Origin of the sequence: Butyrivibrio sp. CB08 (assembly GCF_003625485.1) — a bacterium.
Taxonomy (GTDB): domain Bacteria; phylum Bacillota; class Clostridia; order Lachnospirales; family Lachnospiraceae; genus Butyrivibrio.
In genome coordinates, this window is sequence record NZ_RAIR01000012.1 from 19,005 (window position 1) to 34,691 (window position 15,687).

General features: G+C 45.8%; 15 protein-coding genes. 3 read left to right on the top strand and 12 right to left on the bottom strand.

The window, feature by feature from the left end:
- Nucleotides 1–801: 801 nt before the first annotated feature.
- From D6855_RS15615 to D6855_RS15640, 7 genes are read right to left on the bottom strand one after another with little or no spacing between them, the layout of a single operon-like run.
- On the bottom strand, nucleotides 802–2,865 hold the full coding sequence (locus tag D6855_RS15615; protein WP_120742780.1) for an oxidoreductase: 2,064 nt from the start codon (nucleotides 2,863–2,865) through the stop codon (nucleotides 802–804).
- Between the two features lie 17 nt (nucleotides 2,866–2,882).
- Nucleotides 2,883–3,596: a hypothetical protein gene (locus tag D6855_RS15620; protein ID WP_120742782.1), complete on the bottom strand. Its 714-nt coding sequence runs from the start codon at nucleotides 3,594–3,596 to the stop codon at nucleotides 2,883–2,885.
- Between the two features lie 14 nt (nucleotides 3,597–3,610).
- Nucleotides 3,611–3,778, bottom strand: coding sequence for a hypothetical protein (locus tag D6855_RS16740; RefSeq protein WP_158589559.1), 168 nt, complete (start codon nucleotides 3,776–3,778; stop codon nucleotides 3,611–3,613).
- A 30-nt stretch (nucleotides 3,779–3,808) separates the two neighbouring features.
- Entirely contained in the window at nucleotides 3,809–4,603 is a 795-nt protein-coding gene (locus D6855_RS15625; protein ID WP_120742784.1) for an acyl-CoA dehydratase activase, read from the bottom strand.
- Between the two features lie 38 nt (nucleotides 4,604–4,641).
- Nucleotides 4,642–6,417: a 2-hydroxyacyl-CoA dehydratase family protein gene (locus tag D6855_RS15630; protein WP_243111990.1), complete on the bottom strand. Its 1,776-nt coding sequence runs from the start codon at nucleotides 6,415–6,417 to the stop codon at nucleotides 4,642–4,644.
- Nucleotides 6,414–7,625 carry a 2-hydroxyacyl-CoA dehydratase family protein gene (locus D6855_RS15635; protein ID WP_120742786.1) on the bottom strand — a complete coding sequence of 404 codons (1,212 nt, stop codon included), beginning with the start codon at nucleotides 7,623–7,625 and terminating at the stop codon, nucleotides 6,414–6,416. Before D6855_RS15635 ends, D6855_RS15630 begins: the two co-directional genes overlap by 4 nt.
- Before the next feature lie 21 nt (nucleotides 7,626–7,646).
- Nucleotides 7,647–8,408: an ATP-binding protein gene (locus tag D6855_RS15640; protein ID WP_120742788.1), complete on the bottom strand. Its 762-nt coding sequence runs from the start codon at nucleotides 8,406–8,408 to the stop codon at nucleotides 7,647–7,649.
- 206 nt (nucleotides 8,409–8,614) lie between these two features.
- On the opposite strand from D6855_RS15640, the gene D6855_RS15645 reads away from it, so the two are divergent.
- The 3 genes from D6855_RS15645 to D6855_RS15655 are packed head-to-tail and all read left to right on the top strand — an operon-like array spanning nucleotide 8,615 to nucleotide 11,717.
- Complete coding sequence (locus D6855_RS15645) at nucleotides 8,615–9,802, top strand: 2-hydroxyacyl-CoA dehydratase family protein (RefSeq protein WP_120742790.1); 1,188 nt, start codon at nucleotides 8,615–8,617, stop codon at nucleotides 9,800–9,802.
- Between the two features lie 4 nt (nucleotides 9,803–9,806).
- Nucleotides 9,807–11,498, top strand: coding sequence for a 2-hydroxyacyl-CoA dehydratase family protein (locus tag D6855_RS15650; RefSeq protein ID WP_120742792.1), 1,692 nt, complete (start codon nucleotides 9,807–9,809; stop codon nucleotides 11,496–11,498).
- A gap of 15 nt (nucleotides 11,499–11,513) precedes the next feature.
- Nucleotides 11,514–11,717, top strand: a complete 204-nt coding sequence (locus D6855_RS15655) for a hypothetical protein (RefSeq protein ID WP_120742794.1) — start codon at nucleotides 11,514–11,516, stop codon at nucleotides 11,715–11,717.
- Between the two features lie 53 nt (nucleotides 11,718–11,770).
- Here D6855_RS15655 and D6855_RS15660 read toward each other — a convergent pair whose 3' ends face one another.
- Genes D6855_RS15660 through D6855_RS15680 form a run of 5 tightly spaced genes read right to left on the bottom strand, consistent with a single transcriptional unit; the run spans nucleotide 11,771 to nucleotide 15,627 of the window.
- Nucleotides 11,771–11,953 (bottom strand): CooT family nickel-binding protein, encoded by a 183-nt coding sequence (locus D6855_RS15660; RefSeq protein WP_120742796.1) that lies wholly within the window; start codon nucleotides 11,951–11,953, stop codon nucleotides 11,771–11,773.
- A gap of 12 nt (nucleotides 11,954–11,965) precedes the next feature.
- The gene (locus D6855_RS15665; RefSeq protein ID WP_120742798.1) at nucleotides 11,966–13,660 is read right to left on the bottom strand and encodes a phospho-sugar mutase; all 1,695 of its coding nucleotides are present in this window, start codon (nucleotides 13,658–13,660) and stop codon (nucleotides 11,966–11,968) included.
- 23 nt (nucleotides 13,661–13,683) lie between these two features.
- A complete protein-coding gene (rhaM, locus tag D6855_RS15670; RefSeq protein ID WP_120742800.1) occupies nucleotides 13,684–13,995 on the bottom strand; it encodes an L-rhamnose mutarotase in 312 nt (103 codons plus the stop codon).
- A complete protein-coding gene (locus tag D6855_RS15675) occupies nucleotides 13,992–14,711 on the bottom strand; it encodes a DNA alkylation repair protein (RefSeq protein WP_120742802.1) in 720 nt (239 codons plus the stop codon). The genes rhaM and D6855_RS15675 overlap by 4 nt, the downstream gene beginning before the upstream one ends.
- A complete protein-coding gene (locus D6855_RS15680; RefSeq protein WP_120742804.1) occupies nucleotides 14,698–15,627 on the bottom strand; it encodes a radical SAM protein in 930 nt (309 codons plus the stop codon). Before D6855_RS15680 ends, D6855_RS15675 begins: the two co-directional genes overlap by 14 nt.
- Between the last annotated feature and the right edge of the window lie 60 nt (nucleotides 15,628–15,687).

Genomic DNA, 15,687 nt, shown 5'->3' on the forward strand with positions numbered 1-15,687 from the left:
TTACGGACCATTCACTATATTTTCATCATTTGGTCTGTAATTTAGCAAGGTTTCTAGTCTTAACTTCATAAAATTCCCTGAAAAATTACGGACCAAACACCACTTTTCATCCATTTGGTCTGAAAAAGCCATGTTTTTCAGTTTTGTAACATTAAAAAATTACATATCATATGAGCAAAAAACACGATTTGGTCCGTAGTTAATATCAGACACCCTTCCATTCCTTTCTGGTACTAATTATTTCCATCTTCCAAAAAAATTTTGAGGTACATTTAGTACCAAACATCTTAAAGACCCTGTCTGATACTAATATTCTCTCCGTATAGAGAGAACTACAGCTCAGATTTTTAATAGAAATTAGTACCAAGAGAAAGCAGCGCCCATGCAGATACTAATTATCTTTTAATTTCAATTGTTATAACCCAAAATCCTTAGTACCAGAAGCCCACTAAGCGGCTCCAGGTACTAATTGCTCCTTTTGCCAGATAAGCGCGAAGAGCTCTACTCCTTATCCCGCTTGATTACCCACTGACATGGGAGAGGGGAGCTGTCAAGAGGACCGTGGAATACCGCAGCAGGCCTCCACAAGGTCCTTTAGTCCTACTCTAGCCCTCCGCGGCCTGCGAGGATATGCCGCGAAAGCCTCTTGACTGCTGCTCTCCCCATGTCACAATCTTGTCCCGCGGGATACATCTCTTTCCCCTTTACATTCTTCCCAACAGGATACCCCCTGTCTTTTCCCTCAACTAAAAAAGATCCGTCCACATATTAGTGAACGGATCTCCAATAAATGTCATATTCTTAGATCTTCATTGCGATGTCCCATGCTCCCCAAATTGCTGAACGGATATTTCCGACTTTCTTGCAATCTCCAAGGAGATGTACATTCTTGGCAGCCTGAAGCAGAGGGATTGGATGATATCCTACTGACATGATAACGTCGTCTGCAGGAAGCTCCACAGTCCTTCCATCTTTAAGGTTAACCTTAACGGACTTATCTGTGATCTCTGCAACTCCTGCATTGAGATATACAGGAACCTTGTTGGTCTTGAAGCAGTCACGAAGGTAACTTGTGTTAGCAAGACACATATTCTTAACCGCGATGAGGTCGTCCTTCATCTCAACGATCTGAGGGTTCTTGCCCTTTCTGAAAAGATCCAGCGCGATCTCACAACCTGTAAGTCCACCGCCGATGATTACTACATCTTTGCCAACCTGTTTTCTTCCAAGAAGATAATCAGTAGCATCCATAGCGTAGTCAGCTGCTCCAGGAATTGGTATCCTGTTGGCCTCTGCACCTGTAGCGATGATGTACTCATCTGCTGAAGGAAGTGAATCAGGCTTAACTTCGTAGTTGTAGTGTATTTTAACGCCGAGCTTTTTAAGCTGGTGTTTTTGCCATGCGATGAGCTGCTTGTCCTTCTCCTTGAATTCAGGAGCTGCTGCTGCGATAAATACGCCGCCAAGCTCGCTGGTCTTCTCGTAGATCTCAGCCTCATGTCCGCGGAGAGCAAGGATTCTTGCTGCTTCCATACCACCGACACCACCGCCGATGATGGCAACTCTCTTTGGCTTATCTGTAGGTTTAACCCTGTACTTCTTGCTCTGCATGCTTCGTGGGTTAACTGCGCACTTACACATTCCAGCAGACTCAGTAAGATCCTGGTCATTGGCTGTTCCGTTGTGCTTGGTTAAGTTAAAGCAGGCTGAATGACAGCAGATACAAGGACGGATCTCCTCTTCTCTGCCCTTCTTGATCTTGGATACCCACTTAGGATCTGCAAGGAACTGTCTGCCTACTGCCATAGCGTCGATGCCGCCTTCTTTAACGGCTTTGGCACCAACATCTGGCTCCATCTTTCCGGCGCATACAACAGGGATGTCAACAAACTTCTTGATATGTTCAACATCCTCAAGGTTACAGTTCTGAGGCATGTACTGTGGTGGATGTGCCCAGTACCATGCATCGTAGGTACCATTGTCACAGTTGAGCATGTCGTAACCTGCATCCTGCAGGAACTTGGCTGCTCTCTCTGACTCTTCCATGTCTCTTCCGATCTCTTCAAAGTCCTCTCCTGGCATAGCGCCGTACTGGAAAGCCTTTGTCATGGATCTTACGGAATATCTTAAGGATACCGGGAAGTCATCTCCGCACTTATCCTTGATCTCTTTTACGATTTCTGCCGCAAAGCGGTAGCGATTCTCGAAGGATCCGCCGTAGTCGTCAGTTCTCTTATTGGTGTACTTTAAGGTGAACTGGTCAAGGAGGTATCCCTCATGTACAGCATGGACTTCAACGCCGTCAACGCCAGCCTCTTTGCAAAGTCTTGCTGTCTCGCCGAAAGCGTAGATGATGTCCTTGATCTCTTTTTCAGTGATAGCTCTTGTTGTTACATCGTCAGCCCAGCGGTTAGGAAGAACTGATGGTGCAGCTGTCAGGTACTCTGCGTCGATGTATGGCTTAGCCAGTGTGTTAAGTGCCTTGTTCTTGGCAAGCATAGCCAGTGGAGCTGTGAGGGCAAAAGATCTGCCAAAGCCGGCAGTCATCTGCACAAACATCTTGGCACCAGTTGCGTGGAGCTCATCCATAAACTCTGCAAGTTCTGCGAACTTACGCTTGTTCTGATAGAGCCACTTGCCACCCAGCATGTCCTTTACAGGAGCGATACCAGGGATGATAAGACCGCAGTCATGCTTGGCGATCTTAAGAAGAAGTCTTGCAGCTTCTTTATCAAAGTGGCTTCCCCCCGGCTCCATCCAGCCAAAAATACATGTTCCTCCCATAGGGGCCAGCACTATACGGTTCTTTATTTCCAGGTTCCCAATCTTCCATGGGGTAAATAAAGCTTCATATTCCTGCTTCATATAGCCTTTTCCTTTCGTTAATGTTTCTTACCCAGATGTAATTCTTTCATACCTTCTACTTCGTCGCAGACCGGTTTCATGCTGCAGTGACCACAGTCTGTTGGCATTCCGTCAAGGATGTGAGTCAGTGTCTTTGTAATGGCATCGACCTTGTCTGCGTTTGGAAGAATCTCTTTTACCAGATCGGATTCAGTGATAAAGATGATCCTGACATTCTTAACACCTTCAACCGCCTTATATTTCGCAATATAAGCTGCTCCCACGCTGGCAAAACTGATTCCCTTTTTGAGAGCTTCCCTGCTGATACGAACCTGTTCCTGATTGCTCTGGGATGACACCCTTACCATGTACCCTTCCGGGAAAACGTGGTATCTGACAAACTCAAGGTTCCTTATAGCCTGGAAAGCTTTCTCTGTATCTGCCTCTTCGCCAAGGTCCTCTGTCTCAAGGACCACAACTCTGGCAAATCCGCAGCCACCTGTGATCTCACTAATATCCCTGCCATAAACAAGGATCTCATCCTCTGTAACCTTACCTGAGGTTGAAACACAGGTATAATTAACCGATGGTTCTGGTGCGCCGCCAAGTTCAAGTCCTGCATCTCTCTGCATGATAAACTCGGAATTATCAAGGCATTTCCAGGCACTGACCGAAGATCCAGCAACTCTTTTGCCCTGAGAATGTGACAGCGCCTCCATTGTCACATCGATCATATTGTCATATAACTTCATGGCCAGATCTCCTCTTAGAACTTAATATCTGCTTTCTTACGATCAAAGATCCTGTTGACCTGTGTGTAGGCCCATGCCATGAGCTTCTGATCAAGATTCCAGAAATAGATCACAAACAAAACACTTGTGACGATAGTAAGGATTTTTATTATTTTGAGAATGATCTTTATAGTCTTGCTCATCCTAAAAGTCCTTTCTTGTGGGGAAATGGTTTATTTTGCCATTCCCTTCTGTCTAGCGTACTCAGCAGCACCAAGAGCACCCATAAGCTGAGGGTCGATTGAAAGCTCAACAACCTTGAGCTTAAGAACCTGCTCGATAGCAGCCTTAAGTCCCGCATTCTTAGCACATCCGCCTGTAAGTGTAATGGAATCTGTAGCGCCAGCCTTCTTGGACATTACAAAGCATCTCTTTGCAACAGCCATCTCGATACCAGCTGCGATCTCATCCATAGGCTTACCTTCACCAACAAGGGTGATAACCTCAGACTCAGCAAATACTGTACACTGAGCTGTGATAGGAATAACGTTCTTAGCTGAAAGTGAAAGATTTGAAAACTGCTCTAAAGTCATCTCGAATGATCTTGCCATAGCCTCGAAGAATCTTCCTGTACCAGCTGCGCACTTATCGTTCATAGCGAAGTTCTTAACTGTTCCGTCTGTGTCGATGGAGATACCCTTAACGTCCTGACCACCGATATCGATGATAGCCTTAACTGAAGGGTTTGTTACATGTACACCCATAGCGTGGCATGAGATCTCAGAAATGTTCTCATCAGCAAAAGGAACCTTGTTACGTCCATAACCTGTACCAATGAGGTACTCAAGCTCCTTGGAGCTGTTAAGTCCATCAACCTGGCTGCAAACTTCCTTCATTGCCAACTCAGCTGACTCCTGAGCAATGATCTTACTCTTTATTGTTGTACCAGCAACCATCTTGCCGGTCTCATCAACGATCACCGCCTTTGTGTAGGTTGATCCCACATCACATCCACCAAAATATTTCATATCTTAAAAATCCTCCTTAAAATGTTTACTATTGTTAATTACCATGTTGTGTCATCTTCGAAGTCGAGAAGTGACGGGTCAACCGGTTCTGCCTTCATGACAGTTCTCATGAATTCATTTACTTCTGCTCTCATGTCTTTTCTGGATACTGTTCTTGGATCCATCAGGTCGTGGCTGCACCAAAGGAGCTTGATTCCACGCTCTCTTGCCTGATCTTCGAAAAGTCCCTGAACAGTTGCCATGTTCTTACATGATACGTGCTGATACATAAGAACGAAATCTACGCTCCATGCTTCACACTGTCTCCAGAGCTCTGTTACAACGTGATCATATCCACCGTTGGTATGTCTTCTCATAACCATTCGCTCGTAGAGTCTTGCAAGGTCCTTAAGAGCCTCTTCCTTGTTCTCTGTCTCAAGAGGTTTTGTGAAGTTCAGTGACTCCATCTCAACAAGGATATCTACGCCCCAGCAGTTTGCAAACCAGTTGGAGAAGTTTGCATAGTAGTGAGCTGGTATAGACCAAACGATAGCTCTGTATTTCATCTTGCCGCGCCAAGCTTCATCCTTGTGCTCGTAAGCCTTAAGCATGAGCTTGTCGACTTTTTTGAAGGTGGACATGATTCTTGGATCAAGTCCGCCGTCCATCTCGTAGTTCCATTTTCTGAAGAGCTCGTAGCAAGGTCCAATGAGCTGTGGATGAGGGGTCTGGTTGATCTCCCATTTCTGAAGCTCGTACTTGGTCTCTTCATTGAATCTGGCCATGGCTGAGAAGTAAGCATCCCAATTCCACTTTGCGCCAGTGTTTTCTTCGATAAACTTAATGCAGCCCTCAATATCTTTTACCGCTGCATCCATAATGGACTCGTCCTCATACCTTACAGGGAATGCCAGGTGGTATGTAGGAAGATCCTTGAACCTTCTGCTGGTGTAGGATGATGCCATAACTGATCCGTCGCAAGGCATTGAGCTTGAAATGAAGCAAGCGCCCATGTGAGGAAGGGCATCCACAACAACTGAACCGCACTCTGATGAAGGAACAGGACATGTATCTGACGGAAGTCCATAGGACTCAATGGCGTCAATATATGGCATACATGCCAGCTGATCGATCTCTGACAAAAGAAATACTGGCATCAGCTGATAAGGAATTCCGATAAGATCAGGGAATCCAGCCATGATCTGTGACATTGTCATCTCATCGAAAAGAACTACCTTCTTGGAAAGAGCTGTTGAATTACCAACCTTCTCGTCGGCCTTCATAAGAAGTACCAGGTTCTCTGCAACATATCTGAATATTGCATAGATGAGCTCGTGGTGCATCTTGAGGGCTCTTCCTCTAAGACCCATGGTGTTCTTGTCCATAAAGGAGTGGCAGCAGAAATAGGAGATCATCCATCTGTAGTGAACAGCACCCATCATGGCAGGAACCAGGTCCTTGGAGAATGTAGCAAGAAGCATTGCCCACATTCTGCCCCATTCGTAGAAGTCTACGCCAGTGTCCTTGACACCACGCCACTCACGTCTTACTGTTGCCATCTTGCCCTTGGCATAGAGCTTACCAAGCTGCTTCTCGCCGTTAAGAACAAGATCCTTTATCTCTTCCGGAGACATATCTTTTAACAGATCTGCCTCGTGGGTAAGTCTCTTTTTAAGGAGCTTTGCATCATTGCCTACTGACTTGGCAACGTCCTTCCAGTCTGTTTCCTTGATGAGGTCAGCAACGATTCCGCCGATCTCTTTCATGTTCTCAGCCTGGGCCTTCCAGTTTATCTCATCCTTTAATCTGAAATTCTTGGGGTCAATATATTTCATACCGGCACCTCCTGTTTCTCTTTCTGCTGGCTCTTGATCCTCTTGATCTCAAGGGCCTCAACAAATGCCTGGAAGCGGGTACGAAGCTGACCGGAGTTGTGTACGTTGTATGACCTGTCGATTGACAGTGTAGGCCATCCGTACTCCTCAGAGAGGATGTGGCTTGCAAGAGGTCTTTCAAAGGCCCAGAAGTCGCAGTACTTAACCTGCTCGTAAATAATTCCGTCAGCCTTGAACTCTTTTGCCAGCCTGTCAGCTGTATCTCTTCTTTGCTGAATCTTGTAATCAGCCATGTATCTTGGACATTCAGAGGTCTTCATGTAGTGTCTCGCGATCTGCTTGACTACATCCTCCTCGTCGTTAAGCACTATCTCTTCCCTTCCAGGGAATGAGCCGTAGCAGTATCTGTCTGCCACAACCATAGCGCCTGACTCCTCAAGAAGTCTTGTGAAATCAAGGTCATCAACCTCAGATCCCACAACGAGAACCCTTGCTCTGAACCATGGCTTAGGATCTGTCTTTCTCTTTTTGATCTCCTCAAGAGTTTCCTTGAGAAGTGGAAGGATCTTGGCTGTTGGACATACATAGCTCACAAGACAGATAACATGGAACTCGTATCCAGTCACTGGCGGATTGTCCAGCTTGCGGAAATTGCCGATCTCTGTGATGACTCTGCAGAGCTCGTTATGCTCCTCAACTGCCTTCCTGATGGCCTCGTCAGATACGTCGGTTCCAAGCTTCTCATGCATCACGTCAAGAACACGAAGGCGCATCTGTGTAGCCACCTGGTCTACGTTGTAGTCCTCAACTTTGTAAGGCACATCAGTGTGCGTTACAAAGAAGTGAGGCTTTTTGTTGCAGTCAAGGATCTCCAGATGCTCATAGCATCTGTTCATCGCTGAGCAGGCGTCAACACCAGCGATTCCATCAAGGTATTCGTATCCTCCCTCTATTCCTCTCTCCAAAAGAGATCTTGAAAATTCACAGGTGTAATTGGACATGTAGTATGTAGAAATGTCGATAGAACCTGTCCTGGGTGCCCTCATGCGGGTTGAAAAGCAATTGTCTACATTTAAAAGAACTTCTGGCATGTGATAGCAGGTGTATCCGATAGCATACTGCCCTTCCTTCTGAGCTTCCTTGACCAGATCATTGGCAGCGTCATCCAAAAGATTCTCGAATGTGATCATGTGTTTTAAATCCTGCACGGTTACCTCCTTTCTATGCCTTTAGAGTATTTTTAAATTCAAAAGAGCTTCTTGCGCGCCCTTTAATATTCCAGTGTCTTCAGGTAATTCAAAGATGCTCTTACCTTCGATGTCGTTCTCTGTCATGGCATCGTCCTGGGGTATAACAGATATTACCCTGACGCCGCCAATCTCTTTTTCCGTGATCTTCTCCGGAAGTGGAGCCCTGTTGACAATAAGCCCGATATCGTCGTACATGACAAGCTCATTTGCAACATCCTTGATAGTCTCAATTATGGAAAGGCCCTTACGGCTCTGATCTGAAACACAGATAAGATGTGTTACCTTCTCCATAACCCTTCTGTTTATCTGCTCAATTCCTGCTTCGCCATCTATGACAACATAGTCAAAATCGTCCACCAGCATCTCGATGACCTTTTTAAGATAAGTGTTGATAGCGCAGTAGCATCCTGCAGACTCAGGTCTTCCTATAGCCAGAAAAGCAAATCCCTTCTGCTCATCCAGAGCATCGTACAATCTGAACTTGGCCTCAGCCAAAATGTCCTGGGTATCCTTGAGTTTGCCTGTAACATCCTCAGCAACTCTCTTCCTGATCTGGTCAAGGGTTTCCGTAGCCTCAACCCCTAACGCAACAGAAAGACCTACCGCCGGATCTGCATCAATAGCAAGGATCTTAGCGTCAGGCCTTTTATTAGATAAGAGTCTCACAATAGCAGCAGAAAGAGACGTCTTACCAACGCCACCTTTTCCTGCCAGTGCAATGACTGTCGTATGGTCCGCCATATCTCCCCCTCAAAACTAAATTTCGCCTAAGGTTAATTATAATAATTTTGGCCAAATTTCACAAGAAATCTTCACGAATATTTTGAAATTTGTTAATATATGATATGTGAGAGCACGTTTTATTGTTAATTTTTTAGCAATTGCCGCTATTTCTCGCATTTTCCTAAACTTTGATAACTTAAACTAGGGGGAGGTTTTAACTTAAAATGAAAGATCTCGTGCACATTTTTGAGCTCGAGGATCTATTGCAGGAGGCTAACAACAAACTTGTTCGCCAGGCAAAAGAAGATGGAAAGAAAGCGTTGGGTTATACATGTTACTTCATGCCAGAAGTACTTCTTGACCTACCAGGCTGCTTTTCAGTTCGTCTTCGTGCGCCACGCAGTGGTTCCCCGGATATGGCTACATACTACATGTCAAACCGCACCTGTATGTACGGCAGGTGTCTGTTAGAGCGCGCTCTTGAGGGAGGTTTTAACTTCCTGGATGCCCAGATGGCAACTGAAACCTGTACTGTAACCTGTAGGTTCCAGGAGCATCTTCAGCTTATGGACATCATCAAGAATCCGGATTTCTTCTGTGAATTCACAGATGTTCCATTCAAAAAGAATGAAAACTCCATCGATCACTACGAGAAGCAGCTTCAGGATCACGTTCTTGATAAGCTCTCTGATCGCTTTGGAATAGATACCAGCGACGAAGCTCTTCTTAAGGCTATTGAAGAGCACAACGAGATCTGTCGCCTCATCACTGAGATTGGCCGCTACAGAAAGCTCGACGAGCCCACCATTACCGGATGGGAATTCTCAGTCATCCAGCTTGCAACCTTAGTATGTCCTAAGTATCTCATCATAGATATGCTCAAGGACATCGCAGAACAGCTTAAGACCAGAAAGCCAGATGCCAAAAAGACCTACCGCTGCAAGGTAGTCCTTACAGGTTCTGAAGAAGATGATCCAAGCTTTATCAAGCTCATCGAGGAATGCGGCGCACTGGTTGTTGCAGACAGGCACTGCTATGGCTCTCTTCCAGGACGTGAAGAGATCATTGTCAAAGAAGGCGAAAGACCACTTCGCGCCATCGCCCGCCACTATATCGAGACCAGCGAATGCCCACGCTTTATGGACCAGCATATCATGCGTGAGAGGAAGCAGTATCTTGCAGATGTGGCAAAAGAGTATAAGGCTGACGGAATTATCATCTCCCAGATGAAGTTCTGTGAGTACTGGAGTTATGAGAGAACCATCGACACTCTTATTCTTCCAAGAGACTTTGGTTATCCTGTTTGCTCCATCGAAAAAGAGTATGTCAACAATGCGGTTGGACAGCTTCGTACCAGATTCCAGGCCTTTGTTGAGAGCATAGAGCTCAAGAATATTCAAAAGGAGGCCTAAGCAAATGGGTATTACTTTAAAAGACATAAAAGCAAAATACCGTGAGCTCTTTGTTGTAGAGAAGAGCCCCGAAGAAAAAAATAAACCCTTTGATCCTAAAAAAGCTGCCCACGACTTCTGGTATGGAAAAGAGCATGAAGAGAGACGCCTTGGCGATCTCTATGTAGGAAACACCGGACTTTACAAGCACCGCGAGTGGCGTGGTGTTAAAGATACCATGTACTACTTCAACATGATCTGGCTTTACAACTATGCTCACATGGTTTCAGATATCATGAAGTACGGCGATGGCCCTAAGGCCATTGTGGATTTCACAAAGGGTACCCTTCGCTACCGCTGGATGGGACAGACATATCTTACAGTTATGCACTGGTTCGACAGAGGTCTTGAGGGAACAAGAGGCGAAGCAATGAAGGCTTCTGCCTGGCACTACCGCGCAATGGTAAGTGAGACCATCAGGCAGTTCATGAGAATGTTTGAAGCCGACAAGAAGATCCATGGCGGTGAAGCTCCTGAAAAGTGGAACAAGACCATCGCCCACAACGAGACCTTAAGTGGAAACATCTTCTACGGCTGGAGAGATCAGCTTGATGACGTAGCTCTTGAGATGATCCCATACTTCGTTTCAGTACACGTTAATAACCACACAGTTCTTAATTATATTGATGCTGCTCAGTCAATTGGACTTCCTTCAGATCCATGTCCAATGTGTCAGGCAGAATATGGTCTGTTCGTTCAGGACGATTATCCTGATTACAGCCCGGTAATGCTCACATCCAACGAGGCCTGCGACGGCTCTGTTGCCACATCAGTTCTTCAGGACTGGTTCCTCAACAGACCACTCTACGCAATGCCTCAGCCTATGAGATACGACGATCCTCTGGTTCAGGAACACTGCCAGAAGGAGATCGAGGGTGCATGGAAGTTCGTGGAAGAACAGTTTGGCATCAAGATGGACTGGGATCAGTATGTTAAACACGCCCAGAGCTTCAACAAGCTCACAGAGTTTGAGTGGGAAAAATGGGATGTTGCAGCCAACACTCCTTACTATCCTATCAATGGTGTTGCTCAGGCCCTTTACAGAATCTACTACTCACAGGATGGTGACAGACCTATCTGGCACGAGACTGATGCAAGGGTTAAAGCCATCATGGAAAAGACAGTCAAGAACAAGATAGAGTGCTTCCCAAAGACAAGACACCGTGCAATCGCATGGAGCTGCGCACCACTTTATTACTCCAACTGGTGTACATGGGCTTACAACTGCTGGGGAATCAACTGCGTCATCAACATGGATTCACTTATGTTTGACCAGTACCTCAGAACTGATACTTATGAGCACGCCCTTGAAGATCTGTCCTGGTTCAATGAGAAAGCCCCTATGCGTGCCATGGCAGTAGGCGGACACGAGCACATTCTTTCCCTGTTCGATTACATGGAGAGATTCAACTGCGATATGGTCATCATGTATGATCAGCTTCAGTGCAAGGGAATGCAGGGTATTCACGGTGTATTCGAGGATGAGTTCAGAAAGCGTGACATTCATGCAATCTGGATCCCTCACGCTCTTCCTGATAAGAGAACAGTTTCAAGAGCTGAGATCCGTGATATCATCAATGACTATATGACAACAGTAATGCGAGAAGAGCCACTCGATCCTTCACTTCTGGATTTCGACGACGCAATGAGCTGGTAAGGAAGGGGGATAAGCATGAAGGCTATTGGAAAATTCTTTTTCAAACTTTTGAAGTTTGCAGCAATCGTATATGCAATACTCTTTGCTGTGTTCTATTGGGATCTTGATGGAAAGTTCCTCTACTACATCTGGGAGCCGCTTATGATAAAGCGCTTCGACAACATGAAGAGAGCGGATAACACCATGACTCCATATTCAATGAAAGATCCGGTTGAATAAAACAAATAAGAGCTACTCACCATTATGGCGGGTAGCTCTTTTAATTTACATACTTAGCAGTCTATTCTGATAACTGCTCCTGTAAGGTCAGCAAACTTAAGGCTTCCCTTAAAGGTCTTCTGTTCGCCCATAAGATCTGTCAGAGTGATGTTCTCCCCATCGATATTGATGGAGCTCACATATTCCATCAAAACCTCATCAGGATTTGAATCACGAAACGCTGTGGAAAGGCACATATCTCTACCTCCTTACTCAACTGAGTTGATAAGGTCCAGGATCTCTTTCTTGATGTCTCCATTTACCTTGAGGGCATCCTCTCTGGACTTCTGGTCTGAGTAGAAGTAGAACTTGATCTTAGGCTCTGTTCCACTAGGTCTTACAGCGAACCATGAACCATTATCGAGGAAAAGTCTGATGGCATTCTGTGGTGGAATATCCTCGTAGCCATTGATGTAGTCGATAACCTTATCAACCTTTGCTCCGGCAACCTCAGCAGGAATGTTCTCTCTAAAGAACTTCATCATGCGCTGGATCCTCTGCTGTCCTGCAATACCTTCAAGTACAAGGTTTGGTTCATCCTCAGCAAAGAAACCATACTTGGCATAGATCTCGTTGAGTACATCCCAAAGAGTCTTGCCCTGCTTGCGGTAGTAAGCTGCTGCCTCTGCAACCAGCATACCAGCTGAGATTCCGTCCTTGTCTCTTATGTCCTCACAAGCTGCATATCCAACTGACTCCTCATATCCAAAGAGATATTCGTAGCCATTTTCATGAAGGTAAGGGATCTTACCGCAGATGTTCTTAAAGCCTGTAAGGGTCTCGTACATCTCAACACCGTAAGCCTTAGCCATGATTGTTGAAAGAGTTGATGTAACAATTGACTTGACCATGGCTCCCTTAGCTGGAAGTGTGCCTGCACTCTTATGTCCCTCAAGGACGTAGTTTACAAGAAGATATCCTGTCTGATTGCCGTTGAGAGGAACATAGTTGCCATTGTCATCTCTTATCTCGATGGCGAATCTGTCTGAGTCAGGGTCTGTTGCCATAAGAAGCTCAGCGCCAAACTCTCTTCCGTATTTCTCTGAAAGAGCGAAGGCCTTAGGATCCTCCGGGTTAGGATAGCCAACTGTAGTAAAGTCAGGATCTGGATTCTCCTGCTCAGGAACTATCTTCCAGTTTGTAAATCCTCTGTCTGTGAGCATCTGTCTGAATGGGATTGAACCGCATCCATTAAGTGGTGTGTAAACAAGAGGAATTGAAAGATCAAGCTCATCTCCCTCGTGAATAGCGAGGCTCTCGATCTTATCAAGATACTCCCTGTCATATTCCTCACCAAGTACGATTATCTTACCTGCCTTGACGCCTTCGTTGTAGTCGGACTTCCTGATGCCAGTCCATATATCAACAGCATTGATGCACTCTGTCATGCCATCAGCAACCTCTGCTGAAACCTGACATCCGTCATCCCAGTATGCCTTGTAGCCGTTGTAATCCTTAGGATTGTGAGAAGCTGTGATGTTGATTCCTGATACTGTTCCAAGGCGTCTTATCATGAATGCCAGCTCTGGTGTTGGGCGAAGGCTTGGGAAGGTGTAAACCTTGATGCCATTAGCCGCAAAGATACCTGCTGCCAGCTCAGAGAACTCCCTTGAAAAATGTCTTGGATCATGGGCGATGATTACGCCCTTGTCCATAGCTTCCTGTCCCTTTGAAACGATATAGTCAGCAACACCCTGAGAAGCCTTACCTACTGTAAGGAAGTTCATGCGGTTAGTACCTGCACCAACCTTGCCTCGAAGGCCTGCTGTACCAAAGGAAAGATCCTGATAAAATCTCTCCTCCTTGTCCTTCTCATCTCCTGAGATTGCAAGAAGCTCAGCCTTTAATGGGTCTGAATCAGATAGTTTCTCAAGCCACTCCTCATATCTTGCCTGATAATCCATATTTTTCCCTCCGTGTAAAAAAGTTAATCTAAGTGGAAAAGAACTGGCAGATCAACCGCTACCGGGCTGTTGTCCGGATTGGTCTCCATAATGTCTGCCATGAAATCCCACCATTTCCTGTTGATCGCTGTGTCAGCACCTTTGCTCCACAGCTCCTCGTCTTCGATCTCGATGTATCCAAAAAGTGTCAGAGTCTCCTTGTCCAGGCAGATGGTATAGTTCTTGCCACCATGCTCGTGGATCATGTCGATCATCTCTGGCCAAAGCTCATTGTGGCGCCTCTCGTACTCTTTTTCCTGGCCCTCATAGAGCTTCATCTTGAATGTTTTGATCATTTGCTCTTTCCCCCTTTTGCGGTCTTAACCTTAAGCGTCCGCAGATATTCTTTTTGCTCTGGAGTTATGCGGTAGCTCTCAATGGCCTTCTGAATGGCCTTGTTGTGAGTCCAGTCCTCCAGCTTTTTCCCCTCAATATATGGCAGTATGCTATCATACTGCTTGGCAAGAGCGGTTGCAAAGTACCAGGCGATCATCATGTTGACGTAGTACTCGTCTGACTTGACTCCCGCCACCATCTTGGGATATTTCTCGTCGTACTCGTCGTCCAGAAAATGCTCCATAAGCATTCCGATGCCAAACCTTACAGTATAGGTGTGATCAGACTTAATCCACTCCTTCACATGCTTAAGAAGATCAGCCTTATTTTTCTTAAACACCTTGGGTGACATCTGATCGCAGGTTGCCCAGTTGTCCACATAAGGAAGGAACTTTATAAGCTCCTCCATGCAGCTGTCGTAGTCCTTGATCTCTGAGATTATAAATGCGTGGAGCTGGTCCTCATCAAAGTATTTGTGGGGGAGATCAGTAAAAAAATCCTGATACTGTCCGCTCTTACATATCTCTTTTGCAAGCTTACGAAGCTCGGGCGTTCTGACACCTATCATGACCTCCGATGTCTTACCCGGGATCAGTCCTCCCTGGAAGTCACGATATTTCTCATCCTGCCTTTTAAACAGCTCTTCCTGAATCTTAATTGTATCATAATTCCCCATTCTTTATGACCCCCTCGCAGTCAAATTCCGGTATAAAACTCTCGTCCGCAGTGTCCCCAATCTGAACGAAAGCTCTCTCTATTCCAAGGCCCTGTGCGTACTCCACAAGGCTGTCATATTCTCTGTCTGTGACCTTTCTGTTTATCTCCGGAAAAGCAGAAAGCTCCTCATTTGGCGTGTACTGATTCATGAGGCTGAGGTAGATGTTATCTCCATAGTTCTCATGGAGGTACTTAACTATGAGCTTTGCCTGTATCAGCATGCCTGGCATCAGAAGGTGCCTGACCACCACGCCGCTCTTCATAATAGTGTCACCATCTTTTTCAGGGAAAAAAGTGGGCTCCGGCCTCTGCCTTACCATCTCAGCGATAGCGTTTTTCGCTGCCTCCACATACCCTGGAGCATTGCTGTATCTAATCGCATCCTCATCCCTTATGTACTTAAAGTCCGGAAGATAAATGTCTATAAGGCCATCCAGGCTCTTTACCACATCAAGGTTAAGGTAAGAGGATGTGTTCAGAAGAAATGGCAGATCAAAGCCCTTTGACCTTGCATCCTCTATAGCCCATCTAATGGTCGGGATGAACATATCCCCTGTCACCAGGTTTATGTTGTTTGCGCCCTTGTCCTTAAGCTCAAAAAAGATCTCCGAAAGGCGCTCTTTATCGATAATTTTTCCCACTTCGCCGCGGCTTATCTTTCTGTTCTGGCAGAAGACACACCCCATGTTGCAGCCAGAAAAGAAAACGGTGCCAGACCCTCTTTTCCCAGAGATGCAGGGCTCTTCCCACATGTGAAGAGCTGCCCTGGCAACGCACAGTTTGTCGCTCTCGTGGCAATATCCCCTCGTTACGCTTCTGTCGACGCCGCAGTTTCTTGGGCACAATTTGCAATTTTTATACTCAGATTCTGTCATCTATTCTTTCCTGTCAGGCCAAATACCTTTATAATAATTATAATTTATTGAAGTATATTG

Coding starts and splice junctions, on each gene's coding strand:
- D6855_RS15620 (WP_120742782.1), bottom strand. CDS start 3,596: ATGAAGTTATATGACAATATGATCGATGTGACAATGGAGGCGCTGTCA.
- D6855_RS15680 (WP_120742804.1), bottom strand. CDS start 15,627: ATGACAGAATCTGAGTATAAAAATTGCAAATTGTGCCCAAGAAACTGC.
- D6855_RS15650 (WP_120742792.1), top strand. CDS start 9,807: ATGGGTATTACTTTAAAAGACATAAAAGCAAAATACCGTGAGCTCTTT.
- D6855_RS15640 (WP_120742788.1), bottom strand. CDS start 8,408: ATGGCGGACCATACGACAGTCATTGCACTGGCAGGAAAAGGTGGCGTT.
- D6855_RS15645 (WP_120742790.1), top strand. CDS start 8,615: ATGAAAGATCTCGTGCACATTTTTGAGCTCGAGGATCTATTGCAGGAG.
- D6855_RS15665 (WP_120742798.1), bottom strand. CDS start 13,660: ATGGATTATCAGGCAAGATATGAGGAGTGGCTTGAGAAACTATCTGAT.
- D6855_RS15660 (WP_120742796.1), bottom strand. CDS start 11,953: ATGTGCCTTTCCACAGCGTTTCGTGATTCAAATCCTGATGAGGTTTTG.
- D6855_RS15625 (WP_120742784.1), bottom strand. CDS start 4,603: ATGAAATATTTTGGTGGATGTGATGTGGGATCAACCTACACAAAGGCG.
- D6855_RS15655 (WP_120742794.1), top strand. CDS start 11,514: ATGAAGGCTATTGGAAAATTCTTTTTCAAACTTTTGAAGTTTGCAGCA.
- D6855_RS16740 (WP_158589559.1), bottom strand. CDS start 3,778: ATGAGCAAGACTATAAAGATCATTCTCAAAATAATAAAAATCCTTACT.
- D6855_RS15675 (WP_120742802.1), bottom strand. CDS start 14,711: ATGGGGAATTATGATACAATTAAGATTCAGGAAGAGCTGTTTAAAAGG.
- rhaM (WP_120742800.1), bottom strand. CDS start 13,995: ATGATCAAAACATTCAAGATGAAGCTCTATGAGGGCCAGGAAAAAGAG.
- D6855_RS15615 (WP_120742780.1), bottom strand. CDS start 2,865: ATGAAGCAGGAATATGAAGCTTTATTTACCCCATGGAAGATTGGGAAC.
- D6855_RS15630 (WP_243111990.1), bottom strand. CDS start 6,417: ATGAAATATATTGACCCCAAGAATTTCAGATTAAAGGATGAGATAAAC.